General features: G+C 72.1%; 20 protein-coding genes and 1 pseudogene. 18 read left to right on the top strand and 3 right to left on the bottom strand.

What is annotated here, in order from left to right; translation table 11 throughout:
- Positions 1–7 precede the first annotated feature (7 nt).
- Together ACWC5C_RS31930 and ACWC5C_RS31925 are read right to left on the bottom strand one after the other, a co-directional pair.
- Complete coding sequence (locus tag ACWC5C_RS31930) at positions 8–907, bottom strand: LysR family transcriptional regulator (protein WP_450881095.1); 900 nt, start codon at positions 905–907, stop codon at positions 8–10.
- 125 nt (positions 908–1,032) lie between these two features.
- Positions 1,033–2,022 (bottom strand): hypothetical protein, encoded by a 990-nt coding sequence (locus ACWC5C_RS31925; RefSeq protein WP_450881093.1) that lies wholly within the window; start codon positions 2,020–2,022, stop codon positions 1,033–1,035.
- Between the two features lie 132 nt (positions 2,023–2,154).
- Here ACWC5C_RS31925 and ACWC5C_RS31920 point away from each other — a divergent pair, with 132 nt between their 5' ends.
- From ACWC5C_RS31920 to ACWC5C_RS31840, 17 genes and pseudogenes are all read left to right on the top strand, one after another.
- Entirely contained in the window at positions 2,155–2,961 is an 807-nt protein-coding gene (locus tag ACWC5C_RS31920; protein ID WP_450881123.1) for a LamB/YcsF family protein, read from the top strand.
- Complete coding sequence (locus ACWC5C_RS31915) at positions 2,939–3,730, top strand: 5-oxoprolinase subunit B family protein (protein ID WP_450881091.1); 792 nt, start codon at positions 2,939–2,941, stop codon at positions 3,728–3,730. Before ACWC5C_RS31920 ends, ACWC5C_RS31915 begins: the two co-directional genes overlap by 23 nt.
- Complete coding sequence (locus ACWC5C_RS31910; RefSeq protein ID WP_450881089.1) at positions 3,723–4,694, top strand: 5-oxoprolinase subunit C family protein; 972 nt, start codon at positions 3,723–3,725, stop codon at positions 4,692–4,694. Before ACWC5C_RS31915 ends, ACWC5C_RS31910 begins: the two co-directional genes overlap by 8 nt.
- A gap of 59 nt (positions 4,695–4,753) precedes the next feature.
- Positions 4,754–5,986 carry an aminotransferase class I/II-fold pyridoxal phosphate-dependent enzyme gene (locus ACWC5C_RS31905; protein WP_450881088.1) on the top strand — a complete coding sequence of 411 codons (1,233 nt, stop codon included), beginning with the start codon at positions 4,754–4,756 and terminating at the stop codon, positions 5,984–5,986.
- 88 nt (positions 5,987–6,074) lie between these two features.
- Positions 6,075–7,412: an MFS transporter gene (locus ACWC5C_RS31900; protein WP_450881087.1), complete on the top strand. Its 1,338-nt coding sequence runs from the start codon at positions 6,075–6,077 to the stop codon at positions 7,410–7,412.
- A gap of 35 nt (positions 7,413–7,447) precedes the next feature.
- Positions 7,448–8,491 (top strand): M24 family metallopeptidase, encoded by a 1,044-nt coding sequence (locus tag ACWC5C_RS31895; protein WP_450881085.1) that lies wholly within the window; start codon positions 7,448–7,450, stop codon positions 8,489–8,491.
- A 37-nt stretch (positions 8,492–8,528) separates the two neighbouring features.
- Entirely contained in the window at positions 8,529–9,353 is an 825-nt protein-coding gene (locus ACWC5C_RS31890) for an aldo/keto reductase (protein ID WP_450881083.1), read from the top strand.
- Positions 9,354–9,357: 4 nt separating this feature from the next.
- The gene (locus tag ACWC5C_RS31885; protein WP_450881081.1) at positions 9,358–10,395 is read left to right on the top strand and encodes an NAD(P)-dependent oxidoreductase; all 1,038 of its coding nucleotides are present in this window, start codon (positions 9,358–9,360) and stop codon (positions 10,393–10,395) included.
- Entirely contained in the window at positions 10,392–11,174 is a 783-nt protein-coding gene (locus tag ACWC5C_RS31880) for an SDR family NAD(P)-dependent oxidoreductase (protein WP_450881079.1), read from the top strand. Before ACWC5C_RS31885 ends, ACWC5C_RS31880 begins: the two co-directional genes overlap by 4 nt.
- Positions 11,167–12,171 carry a sugar phosphate isomerase/epimerase family protein gene (locus ACWC5C_RS31875; protein WP_450881077.1) on the top strand — a complete coding sequence of 335 codons (1,005 nt, stop codon included), beginning with the start codon at positions 11,167–11,169 and terminating at the stop codon, positions 12,169–12,171. Before ACWC5C_RS31880 ends, ACWC5C_RS31875 begins: the two co-directional genes overlap by 8 nt.
- Before the next feature lie 50 nt (positions 12,172–12,221).
- The gene (locus ACWC5C_RS31870) at positions 12,222–12,986 is read left to right on the top strand and encodes an SDR family NAD(P)-dependent oxidoreductase (protein ID WP_450881075.1); all 765 of its coding nucleotides are present in this window, start codon (positions 12,222–12,224) and stop codon (positions 12,984–12,986) included.
- Positions 12,983–13,762: an SDR family NAD(P)-dependent oxidoreductase gene (locus ACWC5C_RS31865; RefSeq protein WP_450881073.1), complete on the top strand. Its 780-nt coding sequence runs from the start codon at positions 12,983–12,985 to the stop codon at positions 13,760–13,762. Before ACWC5C_RS31870 ends, ACWC5C_RS31865 begins: the two co-directional genes overlap by 4 nt.
- 75 nt (positions 13,763–13,837) lie before the next feature.
- Positions 13,838–14,881 carry an L-idonate 5-dehydrogenase gene (locus tag ACWC5C_RS31860; RefSeq protein ID WP_450881071.1) on the top strand — a complete coding sequence of 348 codons (1,044 nt, stop codon included), beginning with the start codon at positions 13,838–13,840 and terminating at the stop codon, positions 14,879–14,881.
- 38 nt (positions 14,882–14,919) lie between these two features.
- Positions 14,920–15,597, top strand: a complete 678-nt coding sequence (locus ACWC5C_RS31855) for a 4-carboxy-4-hydroxy-2-oxoadipate aldolase/oxaloacetate decarboxylase (RefSeq protein ID WP_450881069.1) — start codon at positions 14,920–14,922, stop codon at positions 15,595–15,597.
- Positions 15,598–15,616: 19 nt separating this feature from the next.
- Positions 15,617–15,961, top strand: a pseudogene (locus tag ACWC5C_RS31850) (NAD(P)-binding domain-containing protein); the annotation flags it as partial.
- A gap of 6 nt (positions 15,962–15,967) precedes the next feature.
- Entirely contained in the window at positions 15,968–16,390 is a 423-nt protein-coding gene (locus tag ACWC5C_RS31845; RefSeq protein WP_450881121.1) for an NAD-binding protein, read from the top strand.
- Positions 16,391–16,422: 32 nt separating this feature from the next.
- A complete protein-coding gene (locus ACWC5C_RS31840; RefSeq protein WP_450881067.1) occupies positions 16,423–17,391 on the top strand; it encodes a LysR substrate-binding domain-containing protein in 969 nt (322 codons plus the stop codon).
- Here the strand turns inward: ACWC5C_RS31840 and ACWC5C_RS31835 are convergent.
- On the bottom strand, positions 17,349–18,218 hold the full coding sequence (locus ACWC5C_RS31835; RefSeq protein ID WP_450881065.1) for an NAD(P)H-binding protein: 870 nt from the start codon (positions 18,216–18,218) through the stop codon (positions 17,349–17,351). The genes ACWC5C_RS31840 and ACWC5C_RS31835 overlap by 43 nt on opposite strands.
- A gap of 91 nt (positions 18,219–18,309) precedes the next feature.
- On the opposite strand from ACWC5C_RS31835, the gene ACWC5C_RS31830 reads away from it, so the two are divergent.
- Entirely contained in the window at positions 18,310–19,263 is a 954-nt protein-coding gene (locus ACWC5C_RS31830) for a cupin domain-containing protein (RefSeq protein WP_450881063.1), read from the top strand.
- Positions 19,264–19,278: the final 15 nt, after the last annotated feature.

Below are 19,278 nucleotides of genomic sequence, written 5' to 3'. Positions count from 1 at the left end.
GCCGGGCTTACGGCAGCACCGACGCGACCTGGGCGAGCTTGTCGCGCAGCCACAAGTGCGCCGGGTCGGCGGTGTGATGGTGATGCCAGTACATGGTGTGGATCAGCGGCGGTACGTCCGCCTCCAGCCGCACCGCACGCAGCCCGCACGCCGGACCGATCAGCGAGAACAGCCGGGCCTGCGCCAGGGCCACCAGTCGCGTCCCGGCGACCAGGTGCATCGCGCCCGAGAAGTAGCCTGCGGAAATCATCCGTCTGACGCTCGTGTCGGGCGTGTCCGGATCCGGCTCCAGGAAGACCTGCGGGACCGCTTCCAGACACCCGAGCCGGTGAAGCTCCTCGACGCTGACGGTCTCACCGACGCGGTCGTTGCCCTTGTCGGCGATGACGAGCAACTCGTCGGTGAAGAGATCTCGCTTCCGGTAACTCAGGATCTCTTCCGGCACGATCGGGCTCGGCGCCACCAGCAGATCGCACTGGGCGCGCCGCACCAACGGCATGACGCCGTCGCGCGGCGCGACGATGTTCAGCCGCACCCCCGGCGCCTCGTCCGCGATCTCCTGCAGGAAGGGCTTCAGCAGGACGATGGCTATGTAATCGCTGGCGACGACGGTGAACGTGCGGTCGAGAAGGCCCGGATCGAAGGAGGACGTGGTGTCCAGCACCGCGTGAATGGACTCGATCGCCTGGGCCACCGGCCCCCGGAGGGACACCCCGAGCGGAGTCAGCGCCATCTTGCGGCCATCGCGCACGAGCAGGGGATCGCCGAAGTGCTTGCGCAGTTTCGCCAGCGACGCGCTCATGGCGGGCTGCCCCACCATGGTCCGCTCGGCGGCGCGGGTGACATTCGCTTCGGTCAGCAGGGCGTGCAGCGGAATCATGAGGTTGATGTCGATTTGCTGACGCATGTTTCTCCGTAACTGGCCGTCCAGCGTTCCCCTGCAGCAGTGCTCGCCTACAGCATTAAGGGGGCAAAGTCCCTAGTAGTTCCCTTAGACGGGAGCGATCGGCGCCCCGCCTCCGCGCGCCGGGGTCACCCGCAGGAGCCGCCCCCTCCGTCGGCCGGTGCCAACCACGCCTTGTTCGCGGGGAATTTCACGGGCTCCTGGGTGGCCTGGTCCCAGAGGACGACCGTGCCGCCCGCCACGCCGATGAGCAGGTAAGGCCGCCAAAGTACTGCGGTGGCTTCGTACCGTCCGCGGCCGCGCCCTTGATGCGTTCCGCCGCCCTGCCCGCCGAGTCGAGGGCGAACCCGCCCGCGACGGCCAGCGAAGCGACGAAGACGAGGGTGTGCAGGATGACGTTGGTGCGGTCGCCGGGTGCCGCGTAGAAGTGGTGGCGGTGCCGGGCCACACCCCACCACGCGGGCACCACGAGAGGTACGACCCAGGCGACCCACTCGCCCCACGTCCACTGCCGCACCAGAAGCCACCGCCAGGACCAGCAGGGCGCCCACCTTCCTGCCGTCGGGGAACAGCCGCCAGCCGGTACGCGCCGCTCCCGCGAAACCGGCGCACGCGAGGATGCCCCAGAACCACCAACTGGCCCGGACGGCATGGGCGGCGAACACCACGGTGCCGGTGACGATGCCACCGGCGTCGTAGGAGCCGCGCGCCAGCGACCAGCCCGCGACGTGCCTGCACCATGGCGAGCGCAGCGCGGCCCGTCTGCGCCGCGCGTCGATGACGCGCCACCGTGAGCGCGTCTCCCGGTCCCGGTGGAGGTGTTCGGCGCGCAGTACGTACGCCTCCAGCCGCGCTGCCCGCGCCACTTTGCGCACGCGCTCGGCGGCTCCCAGGTCGCTTCCTCTGGCGACGCCGAAGAGACGCACCTCGATCTCGTAGACACGTGCGTCGGGCCCGGGTTCGACACCGGCCCCCAGCGGGCCCTGTCCGGCGGGGCTGTGGGTGCGGACGGGCCAGCCGTGCCGCGTGAACCGGTCCTCGGCCTCCTGCCAGTCGTCCTGCCCGCCCCGGACCTCGACGAAGACGCGGACCCGCTGGTCACAGCGTCCCTGAGTCATCGAGCGCTCATCTCCCCCCTGTGCCGATCCCCCTGCGCCGAGCCATCGGGAACCGCACTACCCCCATGGCTCTTCCTGATGTGTCCTTCTGCCCGCGCCGCGCCGGATCTAGTGTCCAGCGGCACACGGTCCCTGCGGAAAAGGAGCCTCACTGTGCCTGTCGTCGATCTGGTGGCCGACCTCGGAGAGAGTTTCGGGGCCTACACCATGGGCAATGACGCCGCGCTGCTGAACCTGCTGACGTCGGCGAACGTGGCGTGCGGATTCCACGCGGGGGACCCGCGGGTGATGGACGCGACGGTGCGGGCCTGCGTGGAGCGCGGCGTCGGCGTCGGCGTGCATCCGAGCTTCCCCGATCTGGTGGGCTTCGGGCGCCGGGCGATGGATCTGACGCCGGACGAGGTGCGCACCGATGTGCTGTACCAGATCGGGGCGCTGTCCGGGTTCACCCGCGCACACGGCACCCGGATCAACCATCTGGCACCGCACGGCCGCCTCGGCAACCTCGTGGTCGTCCGGCGCGACTACGCCGAGGCGGTGGCGGACGCGGTGGAGGCCTTCGACCCGTCGCTCGTGATCCTCATGCAGGAGGGCGAGATGGCGGCCGTGGCACGGGAGCGCGGGCTGCGAATGGCCATGGTGGGCATCGCGGACCGGGCATACGAGGACGACGGCACGCTGGTGTCCCGGTCCGAGCCCGGCGCCGTGCTCCACGACCCGGACGAGGTCACCCGCCGGACCGTCCGGATGGTGACCGAGGGGGTCATCACCAGCCGGTACGGCACGGATCTGCCGGTCCGCACGGACTGCGTCCAGCTGCACGGCGACGGTCCCGCGGCGCTGGAGCTGGCGCGGCGGATCCGTGGCGAGCTGCTGGCCGCCGGAGTCGGCGTGGCGCCGCTGAACGAGGTGCTGGATGCCCGCGCTCAGGCGGCGTGACCCGGGCGGCATCACGGTCATGCCGACAGCGCCGCCGACAGCGCCCAAGATCGACATATCGCCGTGCGGCGACGCCGCGCTGCGGGTGACCGTCGTCGGCGACGACACCGACGAGGTGTGGGCGGCCGTGCACCGGCTCGCGGGATGGCTGAACCGTGGCGAGATCCACCCCACGGTGTCCGCCGTGCCGACGTACGACGCGGTGCTCGTGGAGTTCGACCCGTACCACACCACGGGCGACGCGATCATGTCGTACATCCAGTCCTGGGACGCCGCCCCCGGTGTGGGGAGCGCGGTGCCGTCCGGGGTGATCGACGTGCCGGTGCTGTTCGGCGGCGACGCGGGCCCGGACCTGGAGTGGGTCGCCGGTGTGGTCGGTGCGTCGGTGGCGGAGGTCATCGGCCTGGTCTGCGCGAAGGAGCACCTCATCCGCTGTCTGGGCGGGCCCGCCGCGTCGGCCATGACGGACGGGCCGGAGTTCGGCGTCCCGGTTCCCCGGCTCGCCACGCCCCGGCTGCGGGTGCCGCCGGGCGCGGTCTCCGTCGCGGGACGTCAGGCCGTGATCGGGCCCGTCGCCGCGCCGAGCGGCTGGCGGCAGATCGGCCGTACGCCGCTGACGATCCTGCGGACGGACGGGACCGGTGGGAGCGGTGGCGACGACGCCGTCGTGCCGTACCGGCCCGGGGACCGGGTCCGGTTCTTCCCGGTCGACGAGGCCACGTACGCCGGTCTGCTCGGCGTCCCGATGCGCTACCGGGACCATGACTGACCGCCCCGAGCTGTACGTGGAGGCCGCGACGGCGTGTGTGGTCACGGACCTCGGCCGCACCCTGGGCCCCGCGCGCGGTCTCGCGGTCAACGGCGCGCTCGACCAGTTCGCCGCGCGAGCCGCGAACGCCCTGGTCGGCAACGCGCCGACCGCACCGCTCATCGAGGCCGCCGGGTTCGGGGTCACGCTCCGGCCCAGCCACGACATCCTCCTGGCCGTCACCGGCGCGCCCGCAGAACCGGCCGTCGACGGCCTGCCGCACCCTGCCTGGTCACCGCTGTCTGTGCGGGCGGGGGAGACGGTGCGGGTGGGCATCTCGGATACGGGGCTGCGCGCGTATATCGCCGTGCACGGGTCGTTCGACGTGCCCCTGCTGATGGGGAGCTGCGCGCCGGACTCGATGATCGAGTTCGGCACCCCGGTGACCTCCGGAATGTCCCTCTCCCTGCACCGCTCCCATCGACCGCTGGTCAACCGGCACTTCGGGGCCACGGTCTTCGACTTCGGCATCCCCCGCGACATCGGCCGGGTGCCCATGGCGCTGGAGGTGATCGAGGGGCCCGACGCCGCGGAGTTCGGCACCGGGCTCCAGCGGCTCTTCGACTCCCCGTACACGATCACCCCACGGATCAACCATGTCGGCCTCCGCGTGGCCGGGCATGTGCCGCAGCGCTCCGTCACCGGGGAGGTGCTGTCGCGAGGCGTGCCGGTCGGCGCGGTCGAGGCTCCGGCGGGCGATGAGCTGCTCGTCCTGATGCGCGGCCGGGGGATCACCGCGGGCTACCCGGTGCTCGCGGTGCTCACCTCGCGCGCCCTGGATGTCGCGGCGCAGCTCAGGCCCGGGCAGGAGATCCGCTTCCGCCGGACCAGCGCCGCCGCCGCGACCGCCGCCTATCTGGAGCGACGGCGGCTCCTGGACCGGGTCGCGCTCCGCGCGCGCACCGCTTTCGCCGCACTGTCCTGACGCCCACTCCCGATCTCACCAGCGCCCACTGCCCCACGCACCATCGAAGGAGGAAAGGGATGTCCTTTCCCGACGTACTGCCGACCCCCGTACTGGCCGAGCGGATGTCGCGCGTCAAGGAATCACCGAGTTCCCGGGTCGCGGACCGGGTGCGCGCATTTCAGGCGGCGGGCCGCAAGGTACTTCCGCTGACGATCGGCGAGCCCGATTTCGATACGCCGGACCATGTGAAGGACGCGGCGATCGCGGCAATTCGCGAGGGCGAGACGAAATACACCTCGGCGAACGGCACGCCCGCCCTGCAGAAATCGATCATTTCCCGGCTGCGGCGCAAGACCGGACAGTCCTACGGCACCGGCGAGATCTGCCTGGGCGGCGGCGCCAAGCAGCTGATCTTCCTGGCGTTCGTGGCGACGCTCGACGAGGGCGACGAGGTGATCGTCCCGGCACCGTACTGGGTGTCCTATCCGGACATGGTCACCGTGAACGGCGGGCGTCCCGTGATCGTCGCCACCACGGCGGCGGACGGGTACAAGCTCACCCCGGACAGGCTCCGCGCGGCCATCACCGGCCGGACGAAATGGGTTGTGCTCAATACGCCCAACAACCCCACCGGCGCGGTCTACAGCGAGGACGAGCTACGGCGGATCGCCGACGTGCTGCGCGCGCACCCGCATGTCTCGCTGCTCTGCGACGAGATCTACGACGAGATCAACTTCGGCGCGCAGCCGGTCCCCAGCGCCGTGACCATAGCCCCTGACCTGCGGGAACGCGTCTTCCTGGTCAACGGCGTGTCCAAGGCGTACGCCATGACCGGCTGGCGGATCGGCTACGGCGCCGGGGCCGCGTCGCTGTGCGGGGCGATCGGGACGCTCCAGTCGCAGAGTTCGTCGTGCCCGTCGTCGGTGAGCCAGGCGGCCGCGGCCGCAGCGCTCGACGGCGGCCGGGAGTTCATCGACCGTACGGTACGGATCTACCGCGAGCGCCGGGACCTGCTCGTGGCCGGGCTCGACGCGATCGAGGGGCTGCGCCCGTCGGTCCCCGGGGGCGGCTTCTACGTATGGACGGACGCGTCCGCGCTCAGGGGCGCCGTGACCCCCTCGGGGGCGGCGCTCACCTCCGACGCCGATCTCGCCGAGCACCTGCTGGAGACCTCCGGCGTCGTGGTGATCACGGGTGACGCCTATGGCTGCCCCGGCCATTTCCGGGCCAGCTTCGCATTGGACTCCGACACCATTCGAGAGGCGGTCTCCGGGGTCGCGCATTCGGTATCCCTGCTGCGGCTCTCATGAATTCCGCCTGCCCTCTCCCTCCGGCGGCCCGACGGCCGTAAATTTCCTTCCGGTGGCCGTGGCGTCACCCATGAGAAAGGTAGTCCCCGTGAACAGCAAGGTCTCCGAAGCCCCGCCGGTCGGGCAGATGCCCCCGGCTCCGAAGACGAAAGCGACGAAGGCGACGAGAGCATCGATCTTCGGTGGCCTCATCGGCGTCTTCGTCGAGCTGTACGACAACGCCGTCTACGGCTTCGTGGCCGGGACGCTCGCGGTCGTGTTCTTCCCCAGCGACGCCCCCGCCACCAGCGTCCTGCTGACGTTCCTGGCCTTCGCCATCCCGTTCTTCTTCCGCCCGCTGGGCGCGGCCGTCGCCGGGTCCTGGGGCGACCGGATCGGCCGCAAGCGGGTCCTGCTGGTGCTCATCGTCCTGATGAGCCTGTCCACCGGCCTGGTCGGCCTGCTGCCGAGCTACGCCGTGGCGGGCGCCTGGGCGCCGATCATGCTGGTGCTGCTGCGCTTTGTGCAGGGGTTCGCGATGGGCGGCGAGGTCGGCAACGGCAACTCGTTCCTCGCCGAACACGCCGGAGACGGGCGCCGGGGGCAGGTGGTCGCGTACGCCAACGCCGCCACGTTCATCGCGATGCTGCTCGGCACCATGTTCACCGCCCTGCTGACCGCCGTGCTCTCCACCTCGGCCATGGAGTCGTGGGGCTGGCGGCTGCCGTTCCTGCTCGCCCTGCCGCTCGGCCTGGTGGGCCTGATCGTGCGACGGCTGGCCGACGAGTCGCCCGAGTTCGCCGAGGCCGAGGAGGAGGGCCGGGTGACCCGCAGCCCGCTCCGCGAGGCCTTCTCCTCCCGCGAGAACATCCGCGCGATGGCGATGACGGTCGTGCTGCCGCTGTTCAACAGCTCCGGCTACTTCATCCTGTTCATCTTCATGCCGTCGTTCATGAAGAACGACATGCACTTCTCCGCCCTGGAGGGCCTGCTCGTCACGGGCATCATGCTGGCCGTCGGCACGTTCGCCGTGCTCTACGCCGGGCGCCTCTCCGACCGGGTCGGCCGCAAGAAGATGCTGTCCATCTCGGCGTTCGGCATGGTCGTCATCGGCTTCCCGTGTTACTGGCTGCTGACGCAGGGCTCCTTCGCCGTGGCGACGGTCGGCGCGGTCCTGATGGCCCTGTGTTTCGCCGGGACCAACGGCGTGATGCAGGTGACGCTCGCCGAGCTGTTCCCCACCCGCATCCGCACCGTGGCGTACGGCTTCGGCTACAACATCGGCACCGCGATCTTCGGTGGCGCCGCCCCGCTGCTGGTCTCCGCGCTCATCGTCGCGACCGGCAGCACCTGGATCCCGGCCTGCTACCTCGTGCTCACCTCCGCCGTCGCCGGGATCGCCGCGCTGCGCATCCGCGAGACGGCCTTCGAACCCCTCAAGCGCTGACCCCACCCGTAGACATCCGAAAGGACGGTGGTCCCGTGGCGACAACGGCCACGAGCCAGGCCGGAGCCGGGCTGGACCGGCTCCGCGAACAGATGGACAAGGCGGGCCTCACGGCCCTGCTGCTGACCTCGCCCGGAGGGCGCCGCCACGCCCTCGGGTCGGCTCCCGGCCTCGCCGACGCGGCCGCCGTCCTGCTCACCACCGACGGCACGGTGACGCGCGTGGCGGACGGCGACCTCACCACCGCGCTGAACGCGGGCGGGGTGGCACACGGCGCGGTCGGTGTCGACGCCGCCCCGCCGTGGGATGCGTCCGGACAGGCCGACGCCACGGGGATACGGCTGCGCCCCGCCGCCGACCTGCTCTTCGCCGAGCTGGCGAGCTGCGAGCCCGGCGAACTGCCCGCGGTCGCCGCGGCCGCCGACCTCGCCGCCGTCGGCTACACCGCGGTCATGGACCACCTGTGCGTCGGCATGGACGTACGGGAGCTGTCGGGCAACGTCGACCGCTCGATCCGCCGGGCCGGTGGCCTGCTGGGCTGGTACGACCCGTACGGCACGGATGGCTTTTCCGGTACGGACGACCGGGCGGCCGGAACGGATCTGGTGACCGTCCGGGGCCACGACCCCGGCACCGCCCGGCTGATCACCGGGACACCGGTCCGCTACGTCCTGCACCCCCTGCTGGCGGGCGTCGCCGGATACGCCGCCGCGAGCGCCGTACTCGGCAAGCCGGACGGCCCGCTGCGCGCCGCCGGGGACAGCTGCGGCGCCGCGACGGCCTCGCTGCTGGCCGCGCTGCGGCCCGGCGAGCCGCTCCGCGCGGGCTACGAGGCGTTCGACCGCGAGGCCGCCGGGCACGTTGCGGCGTGCCGCATCGTCACCATGCGCGGCGGCGCGGCGCCACCGCTGCCCCGCGACAGCGCGGTGGCCGCCCAGCCCGGCATGGTGCTCGGCGTGCGGACCAAGGTCGCGGTGCCGGGCGGTGGCGCGGTCGAGCTGGCGGAGACCGTCGTGGTGACCGCCTCGGGCGCGGAGCCACAGGCGCGGACACCGCTGCGGCTGGTCGAACTGTACTGAGCCACCGACCCGCCACCACCGAACGAGGAGAACAGTCATGGATACGACCCTCCAGCCCGGAGCGGGCGGGATGATCCCCACGGCCGACGCGGGCGGCCGCGTCATGCCCCTGCTCGGCTTCGGCACCCATCCGATGCGCGGCGACCAGGCCACCGAGGCCGTGCTGACCGCGCTCTCGGTCGGCTACCGGCTCGTCGACACCGCCACCCGCTACCGCAACGAAGCGGCCGTCGGCGCGGCCCTCACGGCGTCCGCCACGCCCCGGTCCGACCTGTTCGTGACCACCAAGATGCCGCCCGACCAGGTCGGCCGGGAACGGCTGACGCTGGAGCAGAGCCTCACCGCGCTCGGCTGCGACTACGTCGACCTCTGGCTGATCCACTGGCCGCCGGGCGGCTTCCCGGGCGTCACCAGCTGGCGCGAGTTCATCCGCGCCCGCGACGAGGGGCTCGTACGGGCCATCGGCGTCAGCAACTACTCCATCGAGCTGATCGACGCCCTGCACGAGGCCACCGGGGTGTATCCCGCCGTCAACCAGGTGCAGTGGGGCCCCGGCGACTACGACCCGGACTTCGCCGAAGCGCTGCGCCGCCGTGGCGTGGTGCTCAGCGCGCACAGCCCGCTGCGCAGCACCGACCTCGACGCGCCCGTGCTCGCCGATATCGCACAGCGGTACGGCCGTTCGGCGCGCGATGTGGTCCTGGCCTGGAACCTGCACCACCAGGTGGCCGTGACCGTGAAGTCCGCACACCGGGACCGGATGGAGCGGAACCTGTCCGCCGTCGACCTGACACTCGCCCCGGCGGACATCGAGGCGATCGACGGCCTCGCCACCGCCGCCGGCTCTCAGGGAAACGGGTGACAACGTGGCGTACCAGGTCGTGGTCACCCGGGGCTATGCCGAGCCGGACGGGACGACCGTCTTTGGCGACATCGGACTCTCCCGGCTGACCGACGCCGGGCTGGCGTGGCGGGTGCTGGACGAGGAGGTCGAGGAGCTGCGGCCCGACCAGCTCGAAGAGGCGGACGCGGTCCTCGTACTGGGCCATGAGCGGGTCTCGGCCGCGTCGCTACCGGGCAACGGGCGGCTGCGCCACGTCGCGCGGTTCGGCGCCGGGTTCGACGCCGTGGACACCGAGGCCTGCGCCCGGCGCGGGGTGCTGGTGACCAACACGGGCGCCGCCGTACGAAGGCCGGTGGCCGACTCCGTGATCGCGCTGCTGTACGCGCTCTCGCACCACCTCGTGGTCAAGGACCGCCTGGTACGGGAAGGGCGGTGGGCGGAGCGCGGGGTGTGGCGCGGTCCGGGGCTGACCGGCGCGACGGTGGGCATCATCGGACTGGGCGGCATCGGCCTGGAGACCGCGCACCGGGTCCGTGCGCAGGGGCTGCGGGTGCTTGCGTACAACCGGAGCGACCGCAGCCGCGAGGCGGCCGAGGCCGGGGTCGAACTCCGGTCCCTGGACGGCGTGTTGGCGGAGAGCGACTACGTCGTGGTCACCGTCGCCGCCAACCCCGGCACGCGGCATCTCATCGGCGAACGCGAACTCTCGCTGATGCGGCCGACCGCCCGGCTGATCAATGTCTCGCGTGGCGTGGTGGTCGACGAGGGGGCGCTCACCGCGCGGCTGTCGGACGGACGGCTGGCCGGGGCGGGCCTGGACGTGTTCACCGAGGAGCCGCTGAAGGCGGACAGCCCGCTGACCGCGCTGGACAACGTCACCCTCGCCCCGCACTCCCTCTGCTGGACGGATCACTACACCGCCGCCGTCTCGGCGAGCGTGATGGCGTCGCTGATCGCGGTGAGCCGTGGCGAGCAGCCCGACGAGACGGTCAACGGCCCTTTTCCGTACGGCACTTGCGTTCATCACACCGAACACGACGACGAGAGGGACAGCACATGACGGACGACCCTGGACATCGCGGCACGGCGGTGCACGGCACGGCGGTCATCACCGGCGCGGCCTCGGAGCGCGGCATCGGCCGCGCGCTGGCGGCGCGGCTGGCCGCCGCGGGCTGGAGCCTCGGCCTGCTCGACGTCGACGCGGAGGTCGAGAAGGTGGCCGCCGCGCTGGGCGCCGAGCACGGCGTCGCGGCGGCCGGTGTGGTCGCGGACATCGCCGACCCCGCCTCCGTGGACGCCGCCGTCGCCACGTTCGAGACGGACCTGCCGCCCGTCGCCGCGCTGGCCAATATCGCGGGCGTCAGCTCACCGGTGTCCTTCCTGGACACGGACCTGGCCACCTGGGAACGCGTCATGCGGATCAACGCCACCGGCACCTTCGTGGTGAGCAAGCGGGTCGTGCCCGGCATGGTGGAGCGCGGCTACGGCCGGGTGGTGAGCCTCGGGTCGACGGCGATGCAGAACGGAGGCGGTACGTACAGCAAGTCCACCTACGCCGCGTCCAAGGGCGCGATGGAGGCGTTCAGCCGCGCGCTCGCCCTCGAAGTGGCCGCGCACGGAGTGACGGTCAACGTGGTGGCACCGGCCACCATCGACACCGACATCATGGGCGGCCGGATCACCGACGACCGCAAGCCCGCGTTCCTGGCGCAGTTGCCGGTCGGGCGGCTCGGCACGACCCGTGATGTCGCCGCGCTGATCGAATTCCTCTTCGGCGAGGAGGCCGGGTACATCACCGGCGCCACGTACAACATCAACGGAGGTCTTCGCATTGGCTAGGCCCGCCGTATCCCCGGTGTCCGCCGTGCACACCGAGCGGCCGTCCCTGGTGGTTCCGTCCGAACTCCCCGTGCCGCACACGCCCGAGGCGTGGCCGATCGCCGCCGCCATGCTCCAGTTCCCACCGCACGCGGCGGACGGCACCCCGGTGGAGAAGCTGGACCCCGACGAGTGGCGCCGCCTCCTGCAGCCCGTCGTGGACGAGGGGTTCACCCACCTGGAACTGTCCACCGCCTGGCTGCCGCTCGGCGACCTGGACCGGGCCCGGCTGACGGCGCTCGGCGAGGTGCTGGACGACGCCGGGCTCGCGGTGCCCGGGGTGGGCGTGGTCCGGCAGAGCGTCATCCATCCGGAGCGGGGAGAGCGCAACCTCGCCTTCTCCCACCGGACCATCGACGCGGCCGCCGCCCTCGGCGCGGACATCGTGTGCCTCGGCCTCCACGACACCCTGACCCCGGAGCAGCAGCGGGCGCTGTGGTTCTGGACCGTGCCGGGGGACGTGGCACCCGGCGATCCCGAGGTGCGCGAGCTGGCCGTACGCCGGTTCCGGGAACTCGGCGACCACGCCGCCGACATCGGCGTCGAACTGTCCCTGGAGCTGTACGAGGACACGTACCTGGGCAGCGCCGACGAGGCGATCCGCTTCCTCGACGACATCGGACACCACGCGGTGGGGCTCAACCCCGACCTCGGCAACCTCATCCGGCAGCAACGGCCGGTCGACTCCTGGGAGTACCTGGTGTCGGTCACCGCGCCACGCACCAACTACTGGCACATCAAGAACTACGCGCGGCTGGAGGACCCCGCCACCGGCACCGTCCTCACCCACCCGGCCTCGCTCGAACTCGGCATCGTGAACTACCGCGCCGCCGTCCGGTACGCGATCGCCCACGGGTTCGGCGGGGCGTTCGTGGTCGAGCACTACGGCGGCGACGGCCTGAGCGTGGGTGCCACCAACGCCGCGTACCTCCGACACGTCCTGCCCCGCACACGCTGACCGCCCGCTTCGCCGACCGCCCGCTTTGTCTACCGTATGGCAGGAGAACCGTGACATTCCCGTCTGAACGCACCGCGATCGTCACCGGAGCCGCCTCCGAGCGAGGGATCGGCCGGGCCACCGCCTCCTGGCTCGCGGCCGAAGGCTGGTCGGTCGCCGTGTTCGACCTGGACGAGAACGCCTGCCAGGACCTCGCCACCCGGCTCCAGGACGAGCACGGTGTGCCCTGCCTGGGGATCGGCGTGGACATCCGCGACCGGGGCGCGGTGCAGGCGGCCGTGGACCGGGTGGACGAGGCGCTGCCGCAGCTCGTCGGCCTCGTCAACAACGCCGGGGTGAGTTCGCCCGTACCGTTCCTGGAGGTCTCGGAGGCCGAGTGGCACCGGGTGATCGACGTCAACCTCAACGGCACCTTCCACGTCACCCACGCCGCGGCGCAGATCATGGCCGGGCACCGGCTCGGCCGCATCGTGAACGTCTCGTCCGCCTCGGCCGAGCGCGGCGGCGGTGTGTACGGGCGCGCCGCGTACTCGGCCTCGAAGGCGGCGCTGCTGGGCTTCGCCCGCACGCTCGCCCGGGAGCTGGGCCCGTACGGCATCACCGCCAACTCCGTGGCGCCCGGCTCCATCGACACCGACATCATGGGCGGCCGCCTGTCCGACGAACGCAAGGCGGTGCTGCTCCAGGAGCTGCCCGTGGGGCGGATCGGCACCGTACGCGATGTGGCGGCGGTCATCGCCTTCCTGCTGGGCGAGCACGCGGGCTATCTCACGGGCGTCACCTACGACGTCAACGGCGGATCGCACATCGCATGACACATGATGAGGAGACCACCGTGGACACCACAGTGGACAACGACGTTCCGTTCACCGCCGACCTGACCGGCAAGACCGCCGTGGTCACCGGTGCCAGCAGTGGCATCGGGCACGCCATCGCCGACCTCTACTTGCGCAACGGCGCCACCGTGGTGGGCATCCACCGCCGCGAGACCGCCTCGCACGAGGGAAAGTACGTACCGGTGGTGGCGGACCTCGGCGACCCCGCGCGGGTACGCGCCGTCGCGGCCGAGGTGTTGCGGGAGCACCGGGTCGACATCCTGGTCAACAACGCGGGGCTCAACCTCCGCCACCCCGTAGAGGATTTCCCCCTCGAGGACTGGGACCGGGTGCAGCAGCTCAACGTCCGGACGGTCGTCGAGCTGACGCAGCTGTTCGGCCGCCCGATGCTCGAACGCGGGGCAGGGGTGATCGTCAACCTGGCGTCGATGCTCTCCTTCACCGGCGGGTTCACGGCCTCCGCGTACGCCGCGTCCAAGGGCGCCGTCGGGCAGTTCACCAAGTCGGTGGCCAACGAGTGGGCGCCGAAGGGCGTACGGGTCAACGCGATCGCGCCGGGGTTCATCGCCACCGAGATGAACACCGCGCTCGTCGCCGACGAGACCCGCAACCGCCAGATCCTCGAACGCATCCCGGCCGGGAGGTGGGGCACGGCGCAGGACATCGCCGGGGCCGCGCTCTTCCTCGCCTCCGACGCCGCCCGCTTCATCCACGGAACGGTGATCCCCGTCGACGGCGGCTACCTCGGCCGGTGAACCCGGTGAACCCGGTGAACCCGGTGAACCCGGTGAACCCGGTGAACCCGCACTGACGAAAGGAGTATCACCGACATGAAAGCCGTCGTCGTCCACGGACCGAAAGACCTGCGCGTGGACACCCTGCCCGACCTCCAGGTGGCGCCGGACCGGGTCGCCGTCCGCATCGTGTACGGAGGCATCTGCGGCTCGGACCTGCACTACGCGGCGGACGGCCGCAACGGGCCGTACACCGTCACCGAGCCGCTGGTGCTCGGCCACGAGGTGGTCGGCGTCATCGAGCGGCATGGCCGGGACGTACGGGACGACGCACCGGCCGTCGGCACCCGCGTCGCGCTCCACCCGGCCACCCCCTGCGCGCCGCCCGGCGCCACCGGCGCCACCGGTCTCCATCTGCGCCCCGGCGGCACGTACTTCGGCAGCGCCTCGACCCAGCCGCACACCCAGGGCGGGTTCGTCGAGCTGCTGGAGGTGCTGCCCGGGCAGCTGCGGCCGCTGCCCGACGGGCTCCCGCTGCGCCGGGCCGTGCTCGCCGAACCCCTGTCCGTCGCCCTGCACGGGGTGGCGCGGCTCGGCGAGCGGGTACGCGGCGCGCGGGCGCTGGTCAGCGGCGCGGGCCCGATCGGCGCCCTCGCGATCGCCGGACTCCGCCACGCGGGCGCCGCCGAGATCGTCGCCGCCGACCTCCAGGACTTCCCGCTCATGGTCGCGGCGGCGGTCGGCGCGGGGGAGACCGTGAACCTGTCCCGGGGCGGTGCCGTCCCGGAGTCCGCGTTCGACGTGGTGGTCGAGGCGGCGGGTGCCGTGCCCTCGCTCGCCACCGCCCTGCGCGCGGTGCGCCCCGGTGGCGCCGTGCTCCAGCTCGGCATGCTGCCGAGCGAACCGGTGCCGGTGGCCATGTCGGCGGTCATCGCCAAGGAGATCGCCCTGTACGGATCGCAGCGCTTCGACACCGAACTCGACACCGCGATCGCCGTCCTCGCCGCCGACCCGTCGCTCGACGCGGTGCTCAGCCATGAGTTCGGCATCGACGACGCCACGGAGGCCTTCGGCTGTGCGGCGGACTCGTCCCGGTCGTCCAAGACGGTGCTGCGGATGTCCGTAGACCCCGAGAAGTGACCCCACCGCACGAAGCCCCGAACGAAGGGAAGCCCGCCATGATTCACGTCCGTACCAAGATCGACCGGCCGTCCGCCGATGTGGTGGCCGCGCTCGGCCAGTTCTCCGCCGCCACCATCCACGAGGCGCAGGGCCGCAAGGGCGCGCTGGCGCACCGGCTGAAGCCCGTCGACCCCGCCATGTCGTTCTGCGGCCCCGCCTTCACGGTCGACGCGCAGGCGGGCGACAACATCATGGTCCAGGTCGCGATCTCGTACGCGCAGCCCGGTGACGTCGTGATCGTCGCCGGTTCGGAGTTCGCGCAGGCGGGCTCCTTCGGGGATGTCCTCGCCACCGCGTGCCAGAGCAAGGGGCTGGCCGCGTTCGTCACCGACTCCGGTGTGCGCGACAGCGCGGACCTGCGGAAACTGGGCTTTCCCGTGTTCTCCGGCTCGGTCTGCATCGAGGGCACGGTCAAGGAGACCCTGGGCCCGGTGAACCGCCCGATCTCCATCGGCGGGCAGATCGTCCGGCCCGGCGACATCCTGCGCGGCGACGCGGACGGCATCGTCGTGGTCGACCCGCTGGAGGCGGAAGACGTCGCACGGCTCTGCCAGGAGCGCGAGGACCACGAGGCCGGAATCCGGGCGCGGCACCGGCGCGGCGACGCGACGCTGATCGAGGTGCACGGCCTCGTGGAGAAGCTGAAGGCCAAGGGCCTGGTCGTCGAGGAGTGAGAGGCGTGAACGGGCCTGGACCCGCGGGGACCGGGCCGTCGCACACCCCGGGGAGCTTCGCGCGCGGATCGTGCTGTCCGCCCTGCCGGACATCGACCACTTCGACGCGGTCGCCCCCGACCCCGTGGTGCGCCGCTGGGCCGAGCACGGCACCACGCATGTGGTCGTGCTCAGCACCACGTCCCGGGAGAAGGCCCACGGGCTCGCCGAATGGCTCGGCCGGTCCGGTGTCACGCTGGCCGACGCGTCGATGAGCGGGGGTGACGCCGGGGCCCGCGCGGGCACGCTGAGCCTCATGGTCGGCGCGAGCCCGGAGGCGTACGGCCTGGTGGAGCCGGTGCTGCGGGCCTTCGCCACCACCGTCGAGCACATGGGCCCGCCCGGCGCGGGCACGGTGGCGAAGCTGTGCAACCAGGTGATCGTGGCGGCGACGCTGGTGTCCGTCGCCGAAGCCCTCGACCTGGCCCGCCGGGCCGGGCTCCGTGGCGAGCAGCTGGTCCGCGTACTCCAGGGCGGCCTGGCCGCCGGGGCCGTGCTCGACGCCAAGGCCACGAAGATCCTCGACCGGGAGTACAGCCTCGGCGGAAGCGCGGCCAACCAGGTCAAGGACCTCCGGTACGCGGCCGAAGTCGCCGACGAACTGGGCGCCGGGCTGCCGCAGACGCGGCGCACCGGGGCCCTGTTCGAGGAGCTGCTCGACCGTGGGCTCGGCGGCGCGGACCACGCGGCCGTCTACGAGGTGATCTCGCGGGCGACCTCCACACCCGTTCCCCGGACCGGCCACGGAGGGTAGGTTCACCGCATCGACCGGCGAGGAGGAGAGCGATGGACACCCGCAGGCTCGCCTACTTCGTCCGGGTCGTGGACATCGGCAGCATCACCAGGGCCGCGGACTCGCTGCACATCACGCAATCGGCGCTCAGCCAGCACATTTCGGCGCTGGAGCACGACGTCAAGACCCGCCTGCTCGAACGCACCGGACGGGGTGTGGAGGTCACCCCGTCCGGGCGTTCCCTCTACCGCTACGCGCAGGGCATCCTCCGGCTGGAGCAGGCCGCACGGATCGACCTGCACGCGGGCGGCGACACCCCGGCCGGGCTGGTGACCGTCGGCCTGGCCTCGTACAGCATGGCGCCGGGCCTGGCCGTGCCGCTGCTGCGGATGGTGCGCGAGCGGTATCCGAACATCCACCTCCAGCTGATCCAGAACCTGACGGTGGTCATGAGCCAGGCGGTGCTGCTCGGCCAGGTGGACATGGCGCTGATCTACGACCCCGGCTATGTGAAGGGGCTGGCGGTCCAGCAGGTCCTGGAGGAGGACTTCCACCTGATCACCAGCGCGAAGATCCCGACCGTCGCGAGCCGCGGGGACACCGTCACGCTCAAGGAGGCGAGCCGGCTGGGGTTCATCCTGCCGAACGAACTGCACACCGTCCGGCGGATCACCGACGCCGCCTTCCACGCCGCCGGGCTGCACTGCTCGGTCGTCGCGGAGATCGAGACGGGCATGGTGCTGCGGGACGCGGTGGTGAGCGGCCTCGGCGCCACGGTGCTGCCGCTCAGCGCGGCCAGGACCCACTTCGCCCCCGACGAGATACGCGCCTACCGGTTCGCCGACGGCCGGGTGCGCACCGCCATGTCCCTGTGCACCCCCGAGGTGCAGCCCCTCTCGGACGCCGCCGCGCTGGTGGCGGACCTGCTGCGCACGCTCATCCCGGACCACCTGGACCGCTCGGGTGGCGAGCAGGGCGGTCAGCGCCGCCAGGCGCCCGCCGCCGCCACCCGCACGACGTAGTCCTCGAAGGTCCGGGGCGCCCGCCCCAGCAGAGTGGCGAGGTCATCCGTCGTCCCGGCGATCAGCCCGCGTTCCATCATCACGAACATCTCGGCGACGTGGTGGGCGTCGTCCTCGCTCAAACCCTCCTTGACCAGCGTCGCCGCGTACTCGTCGGGGGAGATCCGCCGGTAGGCGATGGGCTGCCCGGACGCCCGGGAGATCAGCTCGACGGCCTCACCGAAGGTGATCGCACGCGGTCCGGTCAGCTCGTAGATCCGTCCGGCGTGGCGACCGGGCTCGGTCAGCACCGTGGCCGCCGCGTCGGCGAGGTCGTCAATGTCGATGAACGGCTCGGGGACCGCACCGGCTGGGAGCGCCAGCTCCCCGGCGAGCAGCGGGGCCCGGAAGACGTCCTCGTCGAAGTTCTGCGCGAAGTTCGACGGGCGCAGGACGGTCCACTCCAGCGCCGAGCCCCGTACGGCGTCCTCGGCCGAGCGCATGTCCAGCCCGAACGGGGAGTCGCCCCAGGTGTCGGCGCCGTGCCCGGAGAGCAGCACCAGCCGCCGCACTCCGGCGGCCTCGGCCCGCGCCACGAACTCGTGCACCGGACCCGGCACCTGCGGGGCCACCACGTAGACGGCGCCGACACCCCGCAGGGCCGCGTCCCAGCTGTCGGTATCCGACCAGTCGAACCGGGTTTCGCTCGACCGGGAGGCGGCCCGTACCGGCGTGCCGCGCAGCCGCAGCCGGGGGATGATCCGGCGCCCGGTCTTGCCGGTCGCGCCGAGGACGAGGGTGGTGTCGTTGTCGTTGCTCAAGGTGTCGTTCATGGCGTCGTTGCTCATGACCTCGATTGAACACGGCCGATCCGGACGATCCCATAGGCGAGAGGCCGGATCGCCTGTGCGTTCGTCCAAACCGTCTAGACTCGCCGAGGTGGACGCCTTCAGTGACCTGATCCGTGGGGTGCGGGCCCATGGCTCGTTGTTCGGCAGCTCGACCCTGTCCCCGCCCTGGGCGCTGCACTTCGTGGACGGCGCGCCGCTGACCCTGTGCGCCGTCCTCACCGGGGCGGGCTGGATCGTGCCGGAGCACGGCCCGCCCGAGCCGCTGCGCGCCCACGAGACGGTCGTCGTACGCGGCCCCGCCACGTTCACCTTCGTCGACGAGGTCGGCACCCGGGCCGAACCGATCGCGTGCGGCGAGCACTGCGCGACCCCCGAGCAGGGCGGGACCCGCCACCGGCTCGGCTGGAACGACGACGGCGACGCCGTTGATGGCCCCGGTGCGACCACCCTGATCGTCGGCGCCTATCCGGTGCGCGGCGAGATCAGCCGCCGACTGCTGGACGCGCTGCCCGTCGTACTGCGCGTGGACGCCGGGGGCACGGCCGACCCGGTACTGGACCACCTCGCCGCCGAGGTCGCCGTCGACACACCGGGCCAGCAGGTCGTCCTCGACCGGCTGCTGGACTGGATGCTGGTCTGCACGCTGCGCGAATGGTTCGACCGGCCCGGCGGCGCGCCCCCGGCCTGGTGGGCCGCGCAGCGGGATCCGGTGGTCGGCCACGCGCTGCGCCTGCTGCACGCCGAACCGGCGGCGCCGTGGACGGTCGCCGCGCTGGCCGAGCGCACCGGGGTGTCGCGCTCCACGCTGGCCAAGCGGTTCGCCGACCTGGTCGGCGAACCGCCGCTGACCTACCTCACCCACTGGCGCATGACCCTCGCGGCGGACCTGCTGGTCGAGCGGCGGGCCGCGACCGTCGCGGACATCGCCCGCACCGTGGGCTACTCCGACCCCTTCGGCTTCAGCGCGGCGTTCAAACGGGTCCGGGGCGCCAACCCCAGCGAGTTCCGCCGCACCGCGACCACCGTCGCCCCGGCGCGGTGAACTCCGGGCGCCGTC

The sequence above is a fragment of the Streptomyces sp. NPDC001700 genome (genome assembly GCF_053596435.1).
Note: the sequence above shows the minus strand (reverse complement) of the source record. Positions and strands in the feature narration are given on the sequence as shown.